Annotated in this window: 25 protein-coding genes; 24 read left to right on the top strand and 1 reads right to left on the bottom strand. The window is 63.0% G+C overall.

Annotation, left to right across the window (positions count from 1 at the left end; translation table 11 throughout):
• Positions 1-20 precede the first annotated feature (20 nt).
• On the top strand, positions 21-878 hold the full coding sequence (locus NKT35_RS09510) for a cytochrome c oxidase subunit 3 (RefSeq protein WP_254300769.1): 858 nt from the start codon (positions 21-23) through the stop codon (positions 876-878).
• A 6-nt stretch (positions 879-884) separates the two neighbouring features.
• Here the strand turns inward: NKT35_RS09510 and NKT35_RS09515 are convergent, their stop codons facing one another.
• The gene (locus tag NKT35_RS09515) at positions 885-1,082 is read right to left on the bottom strand and encodes a DUF2909 family protein (protein ID WP_254300771.1); all 198 of its coding nucleotides are present in this window, start codon (positions 1,080-1,082) and stop codon (positions 885-887) included.
• Here NKT35_RS09515 and NKT35_RS09520 point away from each other — a divergent pair.
• From NKT35_RS09520 to NKT35_RS09630, 23 genes are all read left to right on the top strand, one after another.
• Entirely contained in the window at positions 1,081-1,791 is a 711-nt protein-coding gene (locus NKT35_RS09520; protein ID WP_254300772.1) for an SURF1 family protein, read from the top strand. The genes NKT35_RS09515 and NKT35_RS09520 overlap by 2 nt on opposite strands.
• Positions 1,778-2,287 carry a redox-active disulfide-containing membrane protein gene (locus NKT35_RS09525; RefSeq protein WP_254300774.1) on the top strand — a complete coding sequence of 170 codons (510 nt, stop codon included), beginning with the start codon at positions 1,778-1,780 and terminating at the stop codon, positions 2,285-2,287. The genes NKT35_RS09520 and NKT35_RS09525 overlap by 14 nt, the downstream gene beginning before the upstream one ends.
• A 48-nt stretch (positions 2,288-2,335) precedes the next feature.
• On the top strand, positions 2,336-3,373 hold the full coding sequence (locus NKT35_RS09530) for a COX15/CtaA family protein (RefSeq protein WP_254300775.1): 1,038 nt from the start codon (positions 2,336-2,338) through the stop codon (positions 3,371-3,373).
• On the top strand, positions 3,370-4,269 hold the full coding sequence (gene cyoE, locus NKT35_RS09535; protein WP_254300777.1) for a heme o synthase: 900 nt from the start codon (positions 3,370-3,372) through the stop codon (positions 4,267-4,269). The genes NKT35_RS09530 and cyoE overlap by 4 nt, the downstream gene beginning before the upstream one ends.
• Positions 4,269-4,847: an SCO family protein gene (locus NKT35_RS09540; RefSeq protein WP_254300779.1), complete on the top strand. Its 579-nt coding sequence runs from the start codon at positions 4,269-4,271 to the stop codon at positions 4,845-4,847. The genes cyoE and NKT35_RS09540 overlap by 1 nt, the downstream gene beginning before the upstream one ends.
• Positions 4,848-4,892: 45 nt before the next feature.
• A complete protein-coding gene (locus NKT35_RS09545) occupies positions 4,893-5,657 on the top strand; it encodes a flagellar brake protein (RefSeq protein ID WP_254300781.1) in 765 nt (254 codons plus the stop codon).
• A gap of 43 nt (positions 5,658-5,700) precedes the next feature.
• Entirely contained in the window at positions 5,701-6,342 is a 642-nt protein-coding gene (gene hisG / locus NKT35_RS09550; RefSeq protein WP_254300783.1) for an ATP phosphoribosyltransferase, read from the top strand.
• Positions 6,343-6,410: 68 nt separating this feature from the next.
• Complete coding sequence (hisD, locus tag NKT35_RS09555) at positions 6,411-7,703, top strand: histidinol dehydrogenase (protein ID WP_254300784.1); 1,293 nt, start codon at positions 6,411-6,413, stop codon at positions 7,701-7,703.
• Between the two features lie 124 nt (positions 7,704-7,827).
• A complete protein-coding gene (locus NKT35_RS09560; protein ID WP_254300786.1) occupies positions 7,828-8,760 on the top strand; it encodes an ABC transporter substrate-binding protein in 933 nt (310 codons plus the stop codon).
• Positions 8,761-8,861: 101 nt separating this feature from the next.
• Complete coding sequence (hisC, locus tag NKT35_RS09565; RefSeq protein WP_254300787.1) at positions 8,862-9,932, top strand: histidinol-phosphate transaminase; 1,071 nt, start codon at positions 8,862-8,864, stop codon at positions 9,930-9,932.
• 7 nt (positions 9,933-9,939) lie between these two features.
• The gene (gene hisB / locus NKT35_RS09570; protein WP_254300789.1) at positions 9,940-10,533 is read left to right on the top strand and encodes an imidazoleglycerol-phosphate dehydratase HisB; all 594 of its coding nucleotides are present in this window, start codon (positions 9,940-9,942) and stop codon (positions 10,531-10,533) included.
• Complete coding sequence (locus NKT35_RS09575) at positions 10,530-10,937, top strand: VOC family protein (RefSeq protein WP_254300791.1); 408 nt, start codon at positions 10,530-10,532, stop codon at positions 10,935-10,937. The genes hisB and NKT35_RS09575 overlap by 4 nt, the downstream gene beginning before the upstream one ends.
• Before the next feature lie 4 nt (positions 10,938-10,941).
• Positions 10,942-11,580: an imidazole glycerol phosphate synthase subunit HisH gene (hisH, locus tag NKT35_RS09580; protein WP_254300793.1), complete on the top strand. Its 639-nt coding sequence runs from the start codon at positions 10,942-10,944 to the stop codon at positions 11,578-11,580.
• Positions 11,581-11,601: 21 nt separating this feature from the next.
• Positions 11,602-12,342, top strand: coding sequence for a 1-(5-phosphoribosyl)-5-[(5-phosphoribosylamino)methylideneamino]imidazole-4-carboxamide isomerase (gene hisA, locus NKT35_RS09585; RefSeq protein WP_254300794.1), 741 nt, complete (start codon positions 11,602-11,604; stop codon positions 12,340-12,342).
• Positions 12,343-12,411: 69 nt separating this feature from the next.
• Positions 12,412-13,176, top strand: coding sequence for an imidazole glycerol phosphate synthase subunit HisF (gene hisF, locus NKT35_RS09590; protein ID WP_254300796.1), 765 nt, complete (start codon positions 12,412-12,414; stop codon positions 13,174-13,176).
• The gene (locus NKT35_RS09595; protein ID WP_254300798.1) at positions 13,173-13,592 is read left to right on the top strand and encodes a DUF3617 domain-containing protein; all 420 of its coding nucleotides are present in this window, start codon (positions 13,173-13,175) and stop codon (positions 13,590-13,592) included. The genes hisF and NKT35_RS09595 overlap by 4 nt, the downstream gene beginning before the upstream one ends.
• Positions 13,583-13,987 carry a phosphoribosyl-AMP cyclohydrolase gene (hisI, locus tag NKT35_RS09600; RefSeq protein WP_371926472.1) on the top strand — a complete coding sequence of 135 codons (405 nt, stop codon included), beginning with the start codon at positions 13,583-13,585 and terminating at the stop codon, positions 13,985-13,987. Before NKT35_RS09595 ends, hisI begins: the two co-directional genes overlap by 10 nt.
• Positions 13,988-14,117: 130 nt before the next feature.
• Positions 14,118-14,441 carry a phosphoribosyl-ATP diphosphatase gene (locus tag NKT35_RS09605; protein ID WP_254301364.1) on the top strand — a complete coding sequence of 108 codons (324 nt, stop codon included), beginning with the start codon at positions 14,118-14,120 and terminating at the stop codon, positions 14,439-14,441.
• A gap of 17 nt (positions 14,442-14,458) precedes the next feature.
• A complete protein-coding gene (locus NKT35_RS09610) occupies positions 14,459-14,782 on the top strand; it encodes a histidine triad nucleotide-binding protein (protein ID WP_254300802.1) in 324 nt (107 codons plus the stop codon).
• A gap of 54 nt (positions 14,783-14,836) precedes the next feature.
• On the top strand, positions 14,837-15,043 hold the full coding sequence (gene tatA, locus NKT35_RS09615; RefSeq protein WP_254300804.1) for a Sec-independent protein translocase subunit TatA: 207 nt from the start codon (positions 14,837-14,839) through the stop codon (positions 15,041-15,043).
• Between the two features lie 16 nt (positions 15,044-15,059).
• Entirely contained in the window at positions 15,060-15,593 is a 534-nt protein-coding gene (gene tatB, locus NKT35_RS09620) for a Sec-independent protein translocase protein TatB (protein ID WP_371926473.1), read from the top strand.
• Positions 15,590-16,330, top strand: coding sequence for a twin-arginine translocase subunit TatC (gene tatC, locus NKT35_RS09625; RefSeq protein ID WP_254300806.1), 741 nt, complete (start codon positions 15,590-15,592; stop codon positions 16,328-16,330). Before tatB ends, tatC begins: the two co-directional genes overlap by 4 nt.
• A complete protein-coding gene (locus tag NKT35_RS09630) occupies positions 16,327-16,671 on the top strand; it encodes a DUF2069 domain-containing protein (protein ID WP_254300808.1) in 345 nt (114 codons plus the stop codon). Before tatC ends, NKT35_RS09630 begins: the two co-directional genes overlap by 4 nt.
• Positions 16,672-16,783 lie beyond the last annotated feature (112 nt).

Genomic DNA, 16,783 nt, shown 5'->3' on the forward strand with positions numbered 1-16,783 from the left:
AGGCCTGCGGGGAGAACGATATGGCAACAATGGAAGAGCAGAATCGTTATTTCGTGCCGGCGCCGTCGCGCTGGCCCATGGTGGGCGCGCTGGCCTTGTTTTGCATCGGACTGGGCGCGGCCTTGGCTGTCAACGGCATGCTGTTCGGCAAGCTGTCGCTGGCGCTGGGCGCGGCTATCTTGGTGTATATGCTGATCGGCTGGTTCGGCGATGTGGTGCGGGAAAGCCGGGGCGGGTCCTATCTGGGATGGGAGGACATGTCTTTCCGCTGGGGGATGGGTTGGTTCATCTTTTCCGAAGTGATGTTCTTCGGCGCGTTCTTCGGCGCCTTGTTCTGGGTGCGGACCGTGTCGGTTCCTGAGCTGGGATCGATGGACTACAAGATGCTGTACCCGGATTTCGAAGCCTCATGGCCGCTCGCCACCGGTCCCGGCATCACCGAGGCGTATCGCGCGATGGAGGCCTGGGGGCTGCCGGCGATCAATACCATGATCCTGCTGACATCCGGCGCTACGGTCACCTGGGCGCATTGGGGGCTGCTGGCGGATAAGCGGGATCAGTTCAAGCTGGGTCTGCTGGTCACGGTCTTGCTTGGCTGCACGTTTTTATCATTGCAGGCGTATGAATACGGGCATGCATTCAGCCATTTGCATCTGACCTTGGCTTCAGGCGCTTATGGCATGACTTTCTTCATGCTGACCGGGTTTCACGGCCTGCATGTGTTATTGGGGTCCATCATTCTGTTTGTGGTATGGCTGCGCAGCCTGAGCGGGCATTTCGATGTGAAGCACCACTTCGCCTTCGAAGCCGCCAGCTGGTACTGGCACTTCGTCGACGTGGTGTGGCTGTTGCTGTTCGTTTTCGTGTACTGGCTATGAGGCGGCTCAGGCCTGATGCGGCCGCCACCAGCCAAACAAGGCGCCGAGCAGCAGCAGCAGAAACAGGCCGATCGACAGGCCGACGCGCAGCGTCAAGGAGCGCACCAGCCGTTGCGAGCCGTGCTCGGCTTTCATCAGGCCGGTCAGCCCCCAGAACAGGGCGAGGACGATACAGACAAGCGACAACAGGATGACGAGTTTCATGACCGTATCCTCCGATCAGGACCGCAAGGGCGGCCGCAGGTGGCAGTCGTTGTTATGGGGGCTGCTGCTGGCGATCAGCGTCATACCCTATCTATTGGCAGTATGGCAGTGGCAGCGGGGGCAAGACAAGGAGGCCTTGCTGCGCTCTTTGGCCAGTGCGATGAGCATCGCGCCTGTGCCGCTGGTATATCGAGAGGTCGAGCCGCCGCCGGAATTCACGCGGGTGCGCTTGACCCAGGCGGCACCCGCGGGACGCATCATTGAGTTGCGCAATAGCTTTCTGGCCGGCCAGAGCGGTCGGCGCATCCTGCAACCCTGGCGGCAGGGCGCCGATCAATCGCTGGTATTGGTCGACCTGGGATGGCTGGTGGACGGTGTGCCGGCGCCCGCATTTAGACCGGATCAACTTCAGCTGCAAGGCTACAGGATGCCGATGCCGCATCACTTTCTGTTGTCCGGCGCGACGAAAGGCTTTGAAGGACCGGTGGATGACGTGGACGAGGCCGCGCTGAAACGACGTTATCCGGGACATTGGTTCCAGGGGCTGGTGGTGTTGGAGACATCGCACGATCCGCTGGTCCATTGGCCGGTGGTGCCGGAGTTCATGCCGGATCGCCATTACGCTTACGCTATCCAGTGGCTGTTGCTGGGCGTGTGCCTGAGCGGCTTGAGCTGGCTGTTGTGGAGGAGGCGGCATGAAATCCATTAATCGCGGCAGAGCGGTGTTGCTAGCCATGGCGCTGTTGTGCCTGGTGCCGGTATTGGCCGCTTGGCTGGCCTATGCTTTGCTGCCTCCGGCCGGTGGGGGCAGCTTTGGACAATTGCTGCCGACCAAACCGTTCGCCGCCGCCAATCGGCCGGAATGGCCGCGCGGGAAATGGGTGTTGGCGTCTACGCTGGGGGCGGATTGCCAGGCGCGTTGCCAGCAACGCTGGTACGCCATGAGCCAGATAGAGAAAGCCCAGGGCGAGGCGGCGGAGAAACTGACCCGCGTGGCGCTGCTGGTGTCGGCCAGGCCCGTGTCGCTCGACGTGCCGCATCGTTTGGCGCATGCGCCGGAGCATGCGTTGCCGGCGGGCAATCAAGGATTCTATCTGGTGGACCCGCTGGGCAATCAAGTGATGTTCTATCAGGATGGCGCGGATCCGCGCCGCATCATCGATGAAGTCGGGAAGGTGCTGAAGGTAAACAACGGGTTGGGCTGAGCCGGCGGCGTGCCGGCGAGTGTGCGGAGCGATTCAGGGGCGCTTGCCATGCGAAAACTGGTTTGGCTGGCCTTGCTGCTGGCCATGATCGTGGTGCCGTTCGGCGCTTATGTGCGCCTGTCCAATGCAGGCCTGGGCTGTCCGGATTGGCCGGGCTGTTATGGCCGGCTGTCTCCCGCCCATGCGGTCGACAGCATTCAGGCGGCTCAGTTAGCCTCGCCGGAGGGACCGGTCAGCTTGGGAAAAGCCTGGAAGGAGATGTCGCACCGCTACCTTGCCGGCAGCTTGGGCTTGCTGATCCTGTTGATCGCCTGGCGGGCTTGGCGCGAGCGGCTGCAACGCCTGCCTGCCAGCTTGCTGATCGCGGTCGTGGCGTTGCAGGGCGCGCTGGGCATGTGGACCGTTACCTTGCTGCTCAAACCCGCCATCGTCACCTCCCATCTGCTGGGCGGCATGGCGGTGTTGCAGATTCTGGCCTGGATGATGTTCGCTCCGCGATTGGCGCCTGTGGCCGGTCCGCCTGTCTTGCGCATGCTGTCCGCGTGGCTCATTTCCGCGCTCATCCTTCAATTGCTGCTGGGCGGCTGGGTGTCGAGCAACTATGCCGCGCTCGCCTGCCAGGGCTTTCCCGCCTGCAATGGCCAGTCTTGGCCGTCTTTGAGATTCGATCAGGCCTTTCATGTGGTCAGAGAGTTGGGCCAGGCTGCGGATGGCAGCCTGCTGGGTTTCGACAGCCTGGTGACGATTCACTGGCTGCACCGGCTGGGCGCTTTGCTGGTATCGCTGTTGGTCATGGCCGTGATGCTGAAAGGCTGGCCGGAGGCCGGGCTGCGTCCGCACTTGGCGTGCCTGGGCTCGGCTTGGCTGGCCCAGATTGGCCTGGGCATCGCCAATGTGTTGCTGCAATTGCCGTTGCCGCTAGCGGTGGCGCATAACGCAGGGGCGGCCTTTCTGCTGGCGACGGCGTTGCTTTTGCGTTCGAGGCTTCGCGCGAAGGAGCGGGAGGCTCAAGCGGGCCAGCGGGTCTGGAGACGAATGATGCGGCCTCCTGCTGAACGATTGGGTTGGCCGGGAGAAGGGCGATGAGCGCGATAGCCTTGACGTTGTGGCGGCGCCAGGCTTTGGCGATGTGGCCGCTGGCCAAGCCAAAAGTGGTGGCCTTGATCGTGTTCTGCGCCTGGATAGGCATGTGCCTGGCCAGCTCCGGCGCGCCGGACTGGGCCCGCGTCCTGCCGGCGACGCTGGGCATCGCCTTGGTGGCTGGCGCGGCGGCGATGGTCAACTGTTTGGTCGAGCGCGGCGTTGATGCCAGGATGAGGCGCACGGCGTGGCGGCCGTCGGCTACCGGAGAGGTCGGGGCCGGATCGACGCTGGCGGTGGCCTTGGCCGCGGGCGCGACGGGCATGGCCTTATTGGCAGCGTGCTGCAATGCGCTGACCGCCTGGCTGACGCTGGGCACCTTCGTCGGCTATGCGGTGGTGTATACCCTGCTGCTAAAACCGAACACGCCGCAAAATATCGTGATAGGCGGCGCCAGCGGCGCGATGCCGCCAGTGTTGGGATGGGCGGCGGTCAACGATGAGATCAGCGCGCTGGCGCTGGTGTTGTTCCTGATCATTTACGCGTGGACGCCGCCGCATTTCTGGGCCCTGGCCTTGTATCGGCGCGAAGACTACGCGCAGGCGGGATTGCCGATGTTGCCGGTGACCCATGGCCAGCGTTTCACCACCTTGTCCATCGTGTTGTACAGCGTGTTGCTGGCGGCGATCACCTTATTGCCTATTGCCTTGAATGCCGCGGGCTGGCTTTATCTTGCCGCCTTGCTGCCTTTGAACGGCAGATTGCTGTTTCTTGCTGTCAGCCTGCATCGCCAGTATTCTGACTCCCTGGCGCGTCGCTGCTTTGTCTGGTCGATCTGGTATCTGACTTGGCTGTTCGCGGCGTTATTGTTTGACCATTACTGGCGGATACCTCTTTACTGATGTCGAAGATATTGCAATTCCTGGCTGCGCTGCTGTGCGCGGCGATGCTGTCCTCCTGCGCGCAGAAGATCGATTTCAAAGGCACGGCGATAGACGATGACTCCATGGGCGGGAATTTCTCGCTGACCGATCATCAAGGCAAGCCGCGCAAACTGGACGAATTCCAAGGCAAGGTGGTGGCCCTGTTCTTTGGCTATACCCACTGTCCGGACGTGTGCCCGACTACCATGCTGGAATATTCATCGGTGATGAAGCAACTGGGCGCGGATGGCGACAAGGTGCAGGTGTTGTTCGTCAGCGTGGACCCGGAGCGCGATACGCCGCAAATCCTGGCGGGCTATGTTCCGCATTTCGACAAGCGATTCATCGGCCTGACCGGCAAGCCGGAACAGATCGAACAGGTCAAAAAACAATATAAAGTGGTTGCGCAGAAGGTGCCGACGCCCGGCGGCGGTTATAGCGTGGACCATAGCGCCGGCTCGTATTTGCTGGATCAGAAAGGCAAGTTGAGGGTGTTCGAGGCCTATGGCACGCCGGCCGCCAACCTTGCTTATGATATTAGGCAGCTGTTGCGCTAAACTGGGCATATCCACACCCACCGGATACAAGAAAGCCGCATTATCGTGAGCAACGACAGCACAATGGGCAGCGCGGCGGGGGCTCCGCCGTCGCTTGACCTCGCCAAGTTCACTTTGACCTCGGTCGCCGAGATCGCCCAGCATTTGGCCGCCATCGCCAAGAACGGCCATATGGTGACGGTTTTCGCCAACAAGGGTAAGAATTTCATTCTGACCCGGCTGCTGGATGTCGATTATCAGACCGGTTTGTTCACGTTTGACTGGGGCGCGGACGAAGAAACCAACAGCCAGGTGCTGCAGAGTGAGCGCAATGTCTTCGTCTGCTCGCCGGAAGGGGTGAAAACCCAATTCGTCACCGGCCAGGTCAGCCGCGTCATGAAGGACGGCAGGCCCGCTTTTCTCGGCAAGCTGCCCGAGCAGGTGATCAAGTTGCAGCGGCGCGAGTTTTTCCGCATCCAGACCCCGTTGGGCGCGCCGATTTTCTGCCATATCGCCGATTACGGCCAGCGAGCGATCGATCTGGCGCTGTTCGACATCAGCCTGGGCGGCATGAGCTTGTGGCTGCCGGGCGTGGCGACGCAGGGCTTCGATATCGGCCAGCAGTATTTGAAATGCACGCTGGAGCTCAAGCCTTTCGGCGTGCTCAATCTGGGCTTGGAGGTGCGGCATAGGCTGACCGCGCGCATGCGCAACGGCAATGAGGCGATGCGCATCGGTTGCTCCTACCTCCACCTGAGTCCGCAGATGGAAACGCTGATCCAGCGCTACGTCGGCTACCTCGAGCGCGAACGTCGCGCCTTGCTGGGCTAATATCCCGGTTTTTATAGATTTCACCTTTTAGCAGTAGAACGACATGAAGCTGACTATCGCCCTGTCCAAGGGCCGCATTTTTGAAGAAACCATGCCGCTGCTGGCTGCCGCCGGCATCATCCCCGCGGAAAAACCGGAATCGTCGCGCAAGCTGATCATCGGCACCAACCATCCCGATGTGCAGCTGGTGATCGTGCGCGCCTCCGACGTGCCCACCTATGTGCAATACGGCGCGGCCGATCTGGGCATCGCCGGGCGCGATGTGCTGATCGAGCATGGCGGCGCGGGACTGTACCAGCCGCTGGACCTGAACATCGCCAAGTGCAATATGATGGTGGCGGTGCAGGAAGGCTACGATTACGACGCCGCGGTGCGCCAGGGTGCGCGTCTGAAAATCGCCACCAAATACCCGCAGATCGCCCGCGAGCACTTCGCCAAGAAGGGCGTGCACGTCGACATCATCAAGCTGTACGGCTCAATGGAACTGGCGCCGCTGGTTGGCCTGGCCGACGCCATCGTCGACCTGGTGTCCACCGGCGGCACCTTGCGGGCCAACAAGCTGGTGGCGGTGGAGCACATCATCGACATCAGCTCGCGCCTGGTGGTCAATCAGGCCGCGCTGAAGCTGAAATACGACGCGATCCAGCCGGTGCTGGACGCTTTCTCGGGCGCCGTGCCGGCCTGATCCCGCCTCGCCGGTCAACCAAAGCGGCTGGCCGGCGTTGCCCATAGTTCTAGTATCAGAGAATCATTATGTTGAAACTGTCCTCCTCCCAGCCCGACTTCGCCGCGCGCCTGAAAGCGCTGCTGGCTTTTGAAACCGCGCAGGACCCCGCAGTCGACGCCGCCGTGGCGGCCATCTGCGCCGATGTCCATCATCGCGGCGACGCGGCGCTGGTGGAGTACACCAACCGTTTCGACCGCATGCAGGCGGCCTCCATGGCCGACCTGACGCTGTCGCGCGAGCAGCTGGAAGCGGCCTGGCAGCGCCTGCCGGGCGATGTGCGCGACGCGTTGTCCGCCGCCGCCGAGCGCGTGCGCCGCTACCATGAAAAGCAGCTGGCGCACAGCTGGAGCTATGAAGACGAAGACGGCACCCTGCTGGGCCAGCAAGTGACGCCGCTGGATCGCGTCGGCATCTACGTGCCGGGCGGCAAGGCGGCCTATCCGAGCTCGGTGCTGATGAACGCGCTGCCGGCCAAGGTGGCAGGCGTCGGCGAAATCATCATGGTGGTGCCGACGCCGGGCGGCGAACGCAATGATCTGGTATTGGCCGCGGCTTATATCGCCGGCGTCGACAAGGTGTTCACCGTCGGCGGCGCCCAGGCGGTGGCCGCGCTGGCCTACGGCACCGCAACCGTGCCGCAGGTGGACAAGATCACCGGTCCGGGCAATGCCTACGTCGCCGCCGCCAAGCGCCGCGTGTTCGGCGTGGTGGGCATAGACATGGTGGCCGGTCCGTCCGAGATCCTAGTGATCTGCGACGGCGCAACCGATCCAGACTGGGTGGCGATGGACTTGTTCAGCCAGGCCGAGCACGACGAGATCGCCCAGGCCATCCTGCTGTGCCCGTCGGCGGACTACATCGCGCAAGTGGAAGCCAGCATCGCCAAACTGATGCCGGCCATGCCGCGCCGCGCCATCATCGAGCAGAGCCTCGCCAATCGCGGCGCGCTGATCCAGGTGGCCGATCTGGCCGAGGCCTGTGAGATCAGCAACTACATCGCGCCCGAGCACTTGGAGCTGTCGGTGGCGGATCCGGACGCGCTGCTGCCGCAGCTGCGCCACGCCGGCGCCATCTTCATGGGCCGCTTCACTTCGGAAAGCCTGGGCGACTACTGCGCCGGCCCTAATCACGTGCTGCCCACCAGCCGCACCGCCCGTTTCGCCAGTCCGCTGGGCGTGTATGACTTCCAGAAGCGCAGCAGCCTGATCCGCGTATCGCATGCCGGCGCGCAGAAGCTGGGCCGCATCGCCAGCCTGCTGGCGCATGGCGAGGGCCTGACCGCCCACGCCCGCGCCGCCGAACTGCGGCTGGATGACTGAAATCCGCCGCGCCATCGCCTAGGCTGGAAGCATTGACCGCACTCCTGAAGTGGACGCTGATATGGCATTCTGGCGAAGCGCGATGGCGGTATTTCTTGCCTTGTTATTATGGTCTGGCGGGGTGATGGCAGAGGCGAAGCGAGTCTTTGTCGTCAGCAGTTATCATCCGGAATACCAATGGGAGCGGGATTACTTGCGGGCCTTGTCCGCGCGGCTGTCTTCCCGCTGTCAGTTGGCTTTTTACAATCTGGACAGCAAACGGTTGCCGGCCGATCAAGTCGAGAAACGGGCGCAAACCGCTTTAGAGCGAGTGCGCGCTTTTCATCCTGACCTTGTCATCGTCGGCGACGATGCCGCGTTGAAAATGGTGGGGACGGCGCTGGCGCCCTCCGGCCTGCCGGTGATTTTTCTCGGCATCAACAATAATCCGCGCAATTATTTTCCCGGCGGCATGCCGGGCAATGTCAGCGGCGTATTGGAGCGGCCCTTGCTGCTGCGCAATCTGTTTGAACTGGGGCATGCCGTGCCCGGCACGCGCCGGGCCTTGGCTTTGTTCGATACCGATTTAACTTCGGCGGTGATCCGCGACGAAACCTTTCTTGGCCATGACAGCATCCGGGTAGGCGATATCGACGTGGATATGGCGATGCTGGGCAGTTTCGCCGATTGGAAAAAACAGGTGCTGGCTGCGCCTGGCCATTATCAGGTGATCTGGGTCGGTTTGTATTTTACCCTGCGAGACGATAAGGGAAGGGTGGTCGATGGCGAAGATGTGGTGCGCTGGACTGCGCAAAACGCCAAGCTGCCCTTATTCGCCTTTTGGGACTTCGCCGTCGGGCGGGATAAAGCCGCAGGCGGGCTGGTGCTGACCGGCCGCGAGCAGGGCGAGGAAGCAGCCAAGATGGCCGAAGCGGTGCTGTTCAAAGGCCAGGCATTGGCCGGCATATTTCCGCTGGTGCCTTCGCAAGGCCAGTTTTTGTTCAGCCGAAGCGCCTTGCAACGCTATCGCGTGCGGCTGCCCGCCCGGATAGAAAACAAGGCCAGTTGGCTTGAGTAGCCCCTTATCGGGGAACGATGTAGGATGAGCATGTCCCGTCCGTAGATCTTGGAGCGCGCGAGCCGCGCTCCGCTAGCCGCCGCAAGGCACAGTAAATCGCGATGAAACTGACGACAGAACAATTGATCCGCCCCGAAGTCGCCGCCATCGGCGCTTATCACGTCGCCGATGCCCAGGGCTTCATCAAGCTGGACGCGATGGAAAACCCGTGGCCGCTGCCTATCGATCTGCAGCATGAGCTGGCGGGAGAGCTGGCCCAGGTGGCCCTGAACCGTTATCCGGACGCCAACGGCGGCGGTTTGAAGGATGATTTGCGCGCCGCTTTCGCCATTCCGGCCGCGGCGGACATCGTGCTCGGCAATGGCTCGGACGAGCTGATCACCCTGGTCACCCAGGCGCTGGCGCGCCCCGGCGCCAAGCTGCTGGCGTTGGAGCCGTCCTTCGTGATGTACAAGATGAACGCGCTGTTCTCCGGCCTGCAGTATGTAGCCGTGCCGCTGCGCGAGGACTTCACGCTGGATCTGTCGGCTACGCTCGCCGCCATCGAGCGCGAACAGCCGGCGGTGGTGTTCGTGTCCTACCCCAATAATCCTACCGGTCCGCGCTACGCCCGCGACGAGGTGATGGCCATCTGCCGCGCCGCGCCGGGGTTGGTAGTGGTGGACGAGGCCTACCAGAGCTTCGCCTCCGACAGCTTCATGGATCTGTCCGGCGAGTTGGACAATCTGTTGGTGATGCGCACGCTGTCCAAGCTGGGCCTGGCCGGCATCCGCCTCGGTTACGCCGCGGCCAGTCCGGCCTGGATAGAGCAGTTGAACAAGGTGCGGCCGCCGTACAACGTCAATGTGCTGACCCTCGCCGCCGCGAAGTTCGCGCTGAAGCATCTGGAGGTGTTCAATCGCCAGGCAGCCGAGTTGCGCGCCGAACGCGGCCGCTTGTTCGATGCCTTGGCGGCGGTGCCGGCCTTGACGGTGTTTCCGTCCGAAGCCAATTTTCTCACCGTCCGCGCGCCGGACGCGCCGGCGTTGTATCAGCACCTGAAGGCGTCCGGCATCCTGATCAAGCAGCTGCACGGCAGCCATCCGCTGCTGGCAAACTGCCTGCGCCTGACCGTGGGCAGCCCGGACGAAAACGCCGCGCTGCTGTCCGCCATCCAACGTTTTTTCGCTTGAAGCCGCAATGAGAACCGCAACTGTCACCCGCAACACGCTGGAAACCCAGATCACCGTCAGCCTGAACCTGGACGGCGCCGGCGTCGGCCGCTTTGAAACCGGCGTGCCCTTCCTCGACCACATGATGGACCAGATCGCGCGCCACGGCTTGATCGACCTGGACGTCAAGGCGGTGGGCGACCTGCACATCGACGCCCACCACACGGTGGAAGACATCGGCATCACGCTGGGCCAGGCCTTCGCCAAGGCCATAGGCGACAAGAAGGGCATCCGCCGCTATGGCCACGCCTATGTGCCGCTGGATGAGGCCTTGAGCCGGGTGGTGATCGATCTGTCCGGCCGCCCCGGCCTGGTTTACAACGTTGATTACACCCGCGCCAGCATCGGCCAGTTCGACGTGGATTTGTTCTCCGAATTTTTCCACGGCTTCGTCAACCACAGCATGACGACGCTGCATATCGACAATCTGCGCGGCCATAACAGCCATCACCAGGCCGAAACCATCTTCAAGGCTTTCGGCCGCGCGCTGCGCATGGCCTGTGAGCACGACGAGCGGATGGCCGGCATCATGCCGTCCACCAAAGGGACGCTGAGCGCATGAGCCGGGTCGATCCCGGCATCGCCGGACTCAACCACCTGTGCCTGTCGGTGCCGGATCTGGCGGCGGCGAAGGCCTTCTACGATGCCGCGATGCCGGCGATGGGCTGGCGCGCGGCAGGGCCGACCGCCTTTGCCGCCGGCAACTATGAAATCTATCTGCAGCAGAGCCAGGTGGACGGCGCGGGCTTCATCCGCCATGGCGTCGGCCTGCAGCACCTGGCTTTCAACGCGCCCAGCCGGCAGGCGGTCGACGCGCTGCATGCGCTGCTGCTGGAGATCGGCGCGCGCGTCACCGACGCGCCGGCCGAGTATCCGCATTACAGCGACGGCTACTACGCCGTCTTTTTCCAGGATTCCGGCGGCATCGCGCTGGAGTTCTGCCACACCCCGAACATGAGCTTGTAGCAAGATGAAAGTCGCAGTCATCGACTACGGCATGGGCAATCTGCACTCGGTGCTGAAGTCCCTGCAGGCCGTCAACGAAAACGGCGCCGATATTTTCCTCACCCGCGATCCGGAAGCGGTGGTGAAGGCCGACAAGGTGGTCTTCCCCGGCCAGGGCGCGATGCCGGATTGCATGCGCGAGCTGAACCGCCACGGCCTGGCCGACGCGGTCCGTGAAACTACGCAGAGCAAACCGTTTTTTGGAATCTGCGTCGGCGCGCAACTATTGTTCCAACATAGCGAGGAGGGCGATACCGCCGGCCTGGGCCTGTTTCCGGGCAAGGTCGTGCGCTTCGCCGACAACCTCGTCGCCGCAGAGGAACGCCTCAAGGTGCCGCATATGGGCTGGAACCAGGTCTACCAGGCCAAATCCCATCCCCTGTTCGCCGGCATCGCCGACGGCGAGCGTTTCTATTTCGTGCACAGCTACCATTTCGCGCCGTCCGACGCGGCGCTGACGCTTGCGGAAAGCGACTATCCAGAGCGTTTTGCCTGTATCGTCGGGCGTGGCAATATATTCGCCACGCAGTTTCACACTGAAAAGAGCCACCACGCCGGACTTCAGATGATGAAGAACTTCCTGGCCTGGGACGGCAATGTTTAACTCACCACTTTACCAAGCACCATGCTGCTGATACCCGCGATAGACCTGAAAGACGGTCAATGCGTACGCCTGAGACAGGGCGCGATGGACGACGCCACCATCTTCTCCGACGACCCGGTCAAAGTTGCCGCCCATTGGCGCGACCAAGGCGCGAGACGCCTGCATCTGGTTGACCTGAACGGCGCTTTCGCCGGCAAACCCAAGAACCTGTCGGTGATCCGCGACATTCTCGGCGAAGTCGGGAAAGACATGCCGGTGCAACTGGGCGGCGGCATCCGCGACCTGGACACCATCGAGGCCTACCTCGACATGGGCTTGTCCTACGTCATCATCGGCACCGCCGCCGTCAAGACGCCGGGCTTTTTGCACGACGCCTGCGACGCCTTCCCCGGCCAGGTCATCGTCGGCCTGGACGCCAAGGACGGCATGGTGGCGATCGACGGCTGGGCCAAGATCACCAACCATAATGTGATCGATCTGGCCAAGCGCTTCGAGGACTACGGCGTCAACTCGGTGATCTACACCGACATCGGCCGCGACGGCATGATGACCGGCGTCAACATCGAAGCCACCGTCAAGCTGGCCCAGGCGTTGACCATTCCGGTGATCGCCTCCGGCGGCCTGACCAACCTCGACGACATCCGCGCCTTGTGCGCGGTGGAGAGCGAGGGCGTGGAGGGCGCCGTCACCGGCCGCGCCATCTACGAAGGCAGCATCGATTTCGCCGCCGCGCAAACGCTGGCGGACGAACTGGCTGGTTAACCCAGCTGACGGCGCCAAGCGGCGGACGGGTTCCGCCGCTTGGCGCATTCGAGTTTTTTGGAAACACACATGCTTGCCAAACGCATCATTCCCTGTCTGGACGTGACCGCCGGCCGCGTGGTCAAGGGCGTCAACTTCCTGGGCCTGCGCGATGCGGGCGACCCGGTGGAAATCGCCCGCCGCTACAACGAGCAGGGCGCAGACGAACTGACCTTCCTGGACATCACCGCAAGCGTTGACCAGCGCGACATCATCCTGCACGTGATCGAGGCGGTGGCGGACCAAGTCTTCATCCCGCTGACGGTGGGCGGCGGCGTGCGCAGCATCGCCGACATCCGCCGCTTGCTCAACGCCGGCGCGGACAAGGTCAGCATCAATACCGCCGCGGTGACCCATCCTGAATTCGTGCGCGAGGCGTCCGAGCATTTCGGCAACCAGTGCATCGTCGTGGCGCTGGACGCCAAGGCGGTGACGCCGGAAAACGACCGCTGGGAAATCTTCACCCACGGCGGCCGCAACCGCACCGGCCTGGATGCCGTCGAGTGGGCGCGAAAGATGCAGCAGCTGGGCGCCGGCGAGATCCTGCTCACCAGCATGGACCGCGACGGCACCAAGGCCGGCTTCAACCTGCCGCTGACACGCGCCGTGTCTGACGCGGTCAATATCCCGGTGATCGCCTCCGGCGGCGTCGGCAATCTGCAGCATCTGGTGGACGGCGTCAAAGAGGGCCACGCCGACGCGGTGCTGGCCGCCAGCATCTTCCACTTCGGCGAATACACGGTGGATCAGGCCAAGCAGGCGATGCGCGCCGCCGGCATCGAGGTGAGGCTGTGAGAGCCGCCTCCGCCCTGTGCTGCGCCTTGAGCGCCCAGCTGGCCATCGCCGCCAGTCCGCTCAAGCTGGAGCCGGGTTTGTGGCGTCTGGATGTGACCGGCGGCGACATGCAGTCGGCCGGTTCGATGTTTTGCGAGAAAGATCCGCTGCCAGTCACCGAGATGGCGGCGAAAGTGATAGGCCTGCCGCTGAAGCAAGCCGGCACGGAATGCGCCATGGCGGGCGCGGTGGAGGCGCCTGGCATCACCCGCATCAGCTGCCGCATCGGCGACGGCGCCAAGATGGACGCGGTGTTTTTCTGGCAGCAGCTGCAGCCGCGCGAATGGTCCGCGGGCAGCGTGGTCCGCTTGCGGCCGGCCAATCAAGAAGTCGGCGTGCAGCAATTGCGGCTGCGGCGCCTGGGAGAATGCAAGTGAGCAGTGCGAGCGCGTCCTGGCTGGACGAAGTGAAATGGGACGACAAGGGCCTGGTGACCGCCATCGCCCAGGATGCCGCCAGCGGGCGGGTGCTGATGGTGGCCTGGATGAACCGCGAAAGCCTGGGCCTGACCGCCGAGACCGGCGTCGCCCACTATTTCAGCCGCTCGCGGCAGAAACTGTGGAAGAAGGGCGAAGAGTCCGGCCATCTGCAAACGGTGAAGGAGTTGCGCCTTGACTGCGACGGCGACGTCATCGTGATGCAGATCGAACAAAATGGCGGCATTGCCTGTCATACCGGACGGGAGAGCTGTTTCTACCGCCGTTTCGAACAGGGCGGCTGGGTCACGGTGGACCCGGTGCTGAAAGACCCGAACCAGATCTACCCGGCCTGAGTTGCCGCCGGTCAACGCCAAGGCGGCCGGACAGGGTACAATGGCGGGCGGTTGCGCGTGGCCTTGTTATCGTATTGCCATGCGCGGGCCGTATATTCGCCTGCTGGACAGGCGTTAAAGGAAAATGATGATGACCCCGGATGTGTTGAAAAGCATCGCCGATACGCTGGAAGCCCGGCGCGAGGCCGCGCCGCAATCGTCCTATGTCGCCTCGCTGTTCCACAAGGGCGAGGACGCCATCCTGAAAAAGGTGGCGGAAGAGGCGGCCGAGACGCTGATGGCGTCCAAGGACAAGGACAAGCTGCACCTGGTGCGCGAAGTGGCCGACCTGTGGTTCCATTCCATGGTGCTGTTGGCATATCATGGCCTGCGTCCGGAAGACGTGGTGATGGAGCTGCATCGCCGCGAAGGCATTTCCGGGCTGGACGAGAAAGCCTCGCGCAAAACCTCTTGATTTAGAGACTCACAACCATGAGCGATTGCCTGTTCTGCAAGATCGTGGCGGGCCAGATTCCCGCCAACAAGGTTTACGAAGACGACGATGTGCTGGCCTTCCACGACATCCGTCCGATCGCGCCGGTGCATTTCATGATCATTCCCAAGCAGCACGTGGACTCGCTGGCCCATTGCGGCCCGGAGCACGAAGCGGTGCTGGGCAAGATCCTGACTCTGGCGCCCAAGCTCGCCAAGGAGCAAGGCCTGGAAGCCGGTTTCAAGACCGGCATCAACACCGGCCGCGGCGGCGGCCAGGAAGTGTTCCACCTGCATGTGCACGTGTTCGGCCACAAGGGCTGAGCGCGCCTGGGCGGCGCGCGGCGCCGCCCGTTTCTGAAATAAAAGGAAAGTGAAATGGGTTCTTTCAGCATCTGGCACTGGCTGATCGTATTGCTGATCGTGGTTCTGGTATTCGGCACCAAGAAGCTGCCCAATATAGGCAAAGACTTGGGCAATGCGGTCAAGGGCTTCAAGGAAGGCATGAACGAAGGCGCCAAGGACGGCCAGCCGCCGGCTAAGGAAGCCGGCCGCGTCATCGACGGCGAAGCCGACAAGAAGTAAGGACGGGTGACGCGTCGTGCTTGACATCAGTTTCGGCGAGTTCGTCCTGATCGGCGTGGTGGCCCTGGTGGTGCTGGGGCCGGAGCGCCTGCCCGCCGTGGCCCGCACCGTCGGCGCGCTGGTGGCGCGCGCGCAGCGTTTCGTTTCCACCGTCAAGGCCGATATCCAGCAGCAGGCCAATCTGCAGGGCCTGGAATCCATCCGCCAGGATTTGCACGAAGCGGCGCAAGGCTTCCGCAACCAGCTGGAATCGGAAGTGCAGCAGGTCAAGCAAAGCTTCGACCAGCACGCCGAAGAGGCCCGCGCGCTGGCCGGACAGGCCGCCGAGCCTTTCCACGAAGCCGAGCGCACCATCCATGGCGGCGATGCCGCGCCGGCTCCGGAGCCGGCGCCGGCGCAGGAAGTCGAAGCGCATCTGTCGATTTTCCCGCCCGTGCAGGCGGAGCAGGCCGCGCCGGTCCGCGATGAAAACCAGCTGGATCTGTTCGACGAACTGCCGCCGCATCCGCCCGCCGCTCCTCAACCTACCGCCTCTCAAGCCCGCGAATGAACGAACAACCGCTGCTCGCGCACCTGATCGAGCTGCGCACCCGGCTGGTGCGCGCCCTCCTGGGCATCGCCGTGGTTTTCCTCGGCCTGTTTCATTGGTCGTCCGACATCTACCATCTGCTGGCCAAGCCGCTGCTGGACGCCTTGCCGCACGGCGGCAGCATGATCGCCACCGAGGTGACTTCCACCTTCTTCGTGCCGATGAAGCTCACCATGCTGGCGGCCTTCCTGATCGCGCTGCCCAATACGCTGTACCAGATCTGGGCTTTCGTCGCGCCGGGCCTGTACAGCCATGAAAAGAAACTGGTGCTGCCGCTGGTGCTGGCCAGCCTAGTGCTGTTTATCACCGGCATGGCCTTCGCCTATTTCCTGGTGTTTCCGGTGGTGTTCCATTTCATGTCGGCGGTGACGCCTTCCGGCGTCAGCATGATGACGGACATCGATAAATACCTGTCCTTCGTGTTGGGCATGTTCATGGCCTTCGGCACCACCTTTGAAGTGCCGGTGATCGTGGTGGTGCTGACGCGGATGGGCGTGGTGACGGTGGCCAAGCTGCGCGAAGCGCGGCCCTATGTGATTGTCGGCGCCTTCATTGTCGCCGCCATCGTCACGCCGCCTGACGTGCTGTCGCAAACCATGCTGGCCGTGCCCTTGTGGCTGTTGTACGAGGTGGGCGTGCTGGTGGCGGCGGCCATGGAGCGTAAGGCGCGCCGCCAGGAAGCCGAGTCCGCGCCATGAACCGCGACGCATTCCGCCACGGCGCGTCCGCCGCGCTGATTGCCCTGATCGCCCTGACGCTGGCCTGGGAGCTGTGGCTGGCGCCGCTGCGCGCCGGCGGGTCTTTCCTGGCCTTCAAGGCCTTGCTGCTATTGCTGCCCTTGCGCGGCATTCTGGCCGGCCGCTTGTATACCTATCAATGGTCCAGCATGTTCATCCTGGGCTTCTTCACCGAGGGCGTGATGCGCGGCTGGGCCGATAGCGGACTATCGCAGCGCATTGCATGGTGTGAAGTTCTGATTAGTACACTATTCTTCATCTGCGTATTGGGATTTGCCAGGAGCTTCAAGCAACGCGCTTGAAGTGCATCAGATCAAGAAAAATATCCGGCGGCTCATGCTGCCGGATTTTTTTTGGTCTTTTGGATACTACCCAGTCGTTAATTTAGCGCTTGAGCATGCCGAGTCTGGCCGC

Origin of the sequence: Chromobacterium sp. IIBBL 290-4 (assembly GCF_024207115.1) — a bacterium.
Lineage (GTDB): Bacteria > Pseudomonadota > Gammaproteobacteria > Burkholderiales > Chromobacteriaceae > Chromobacterium.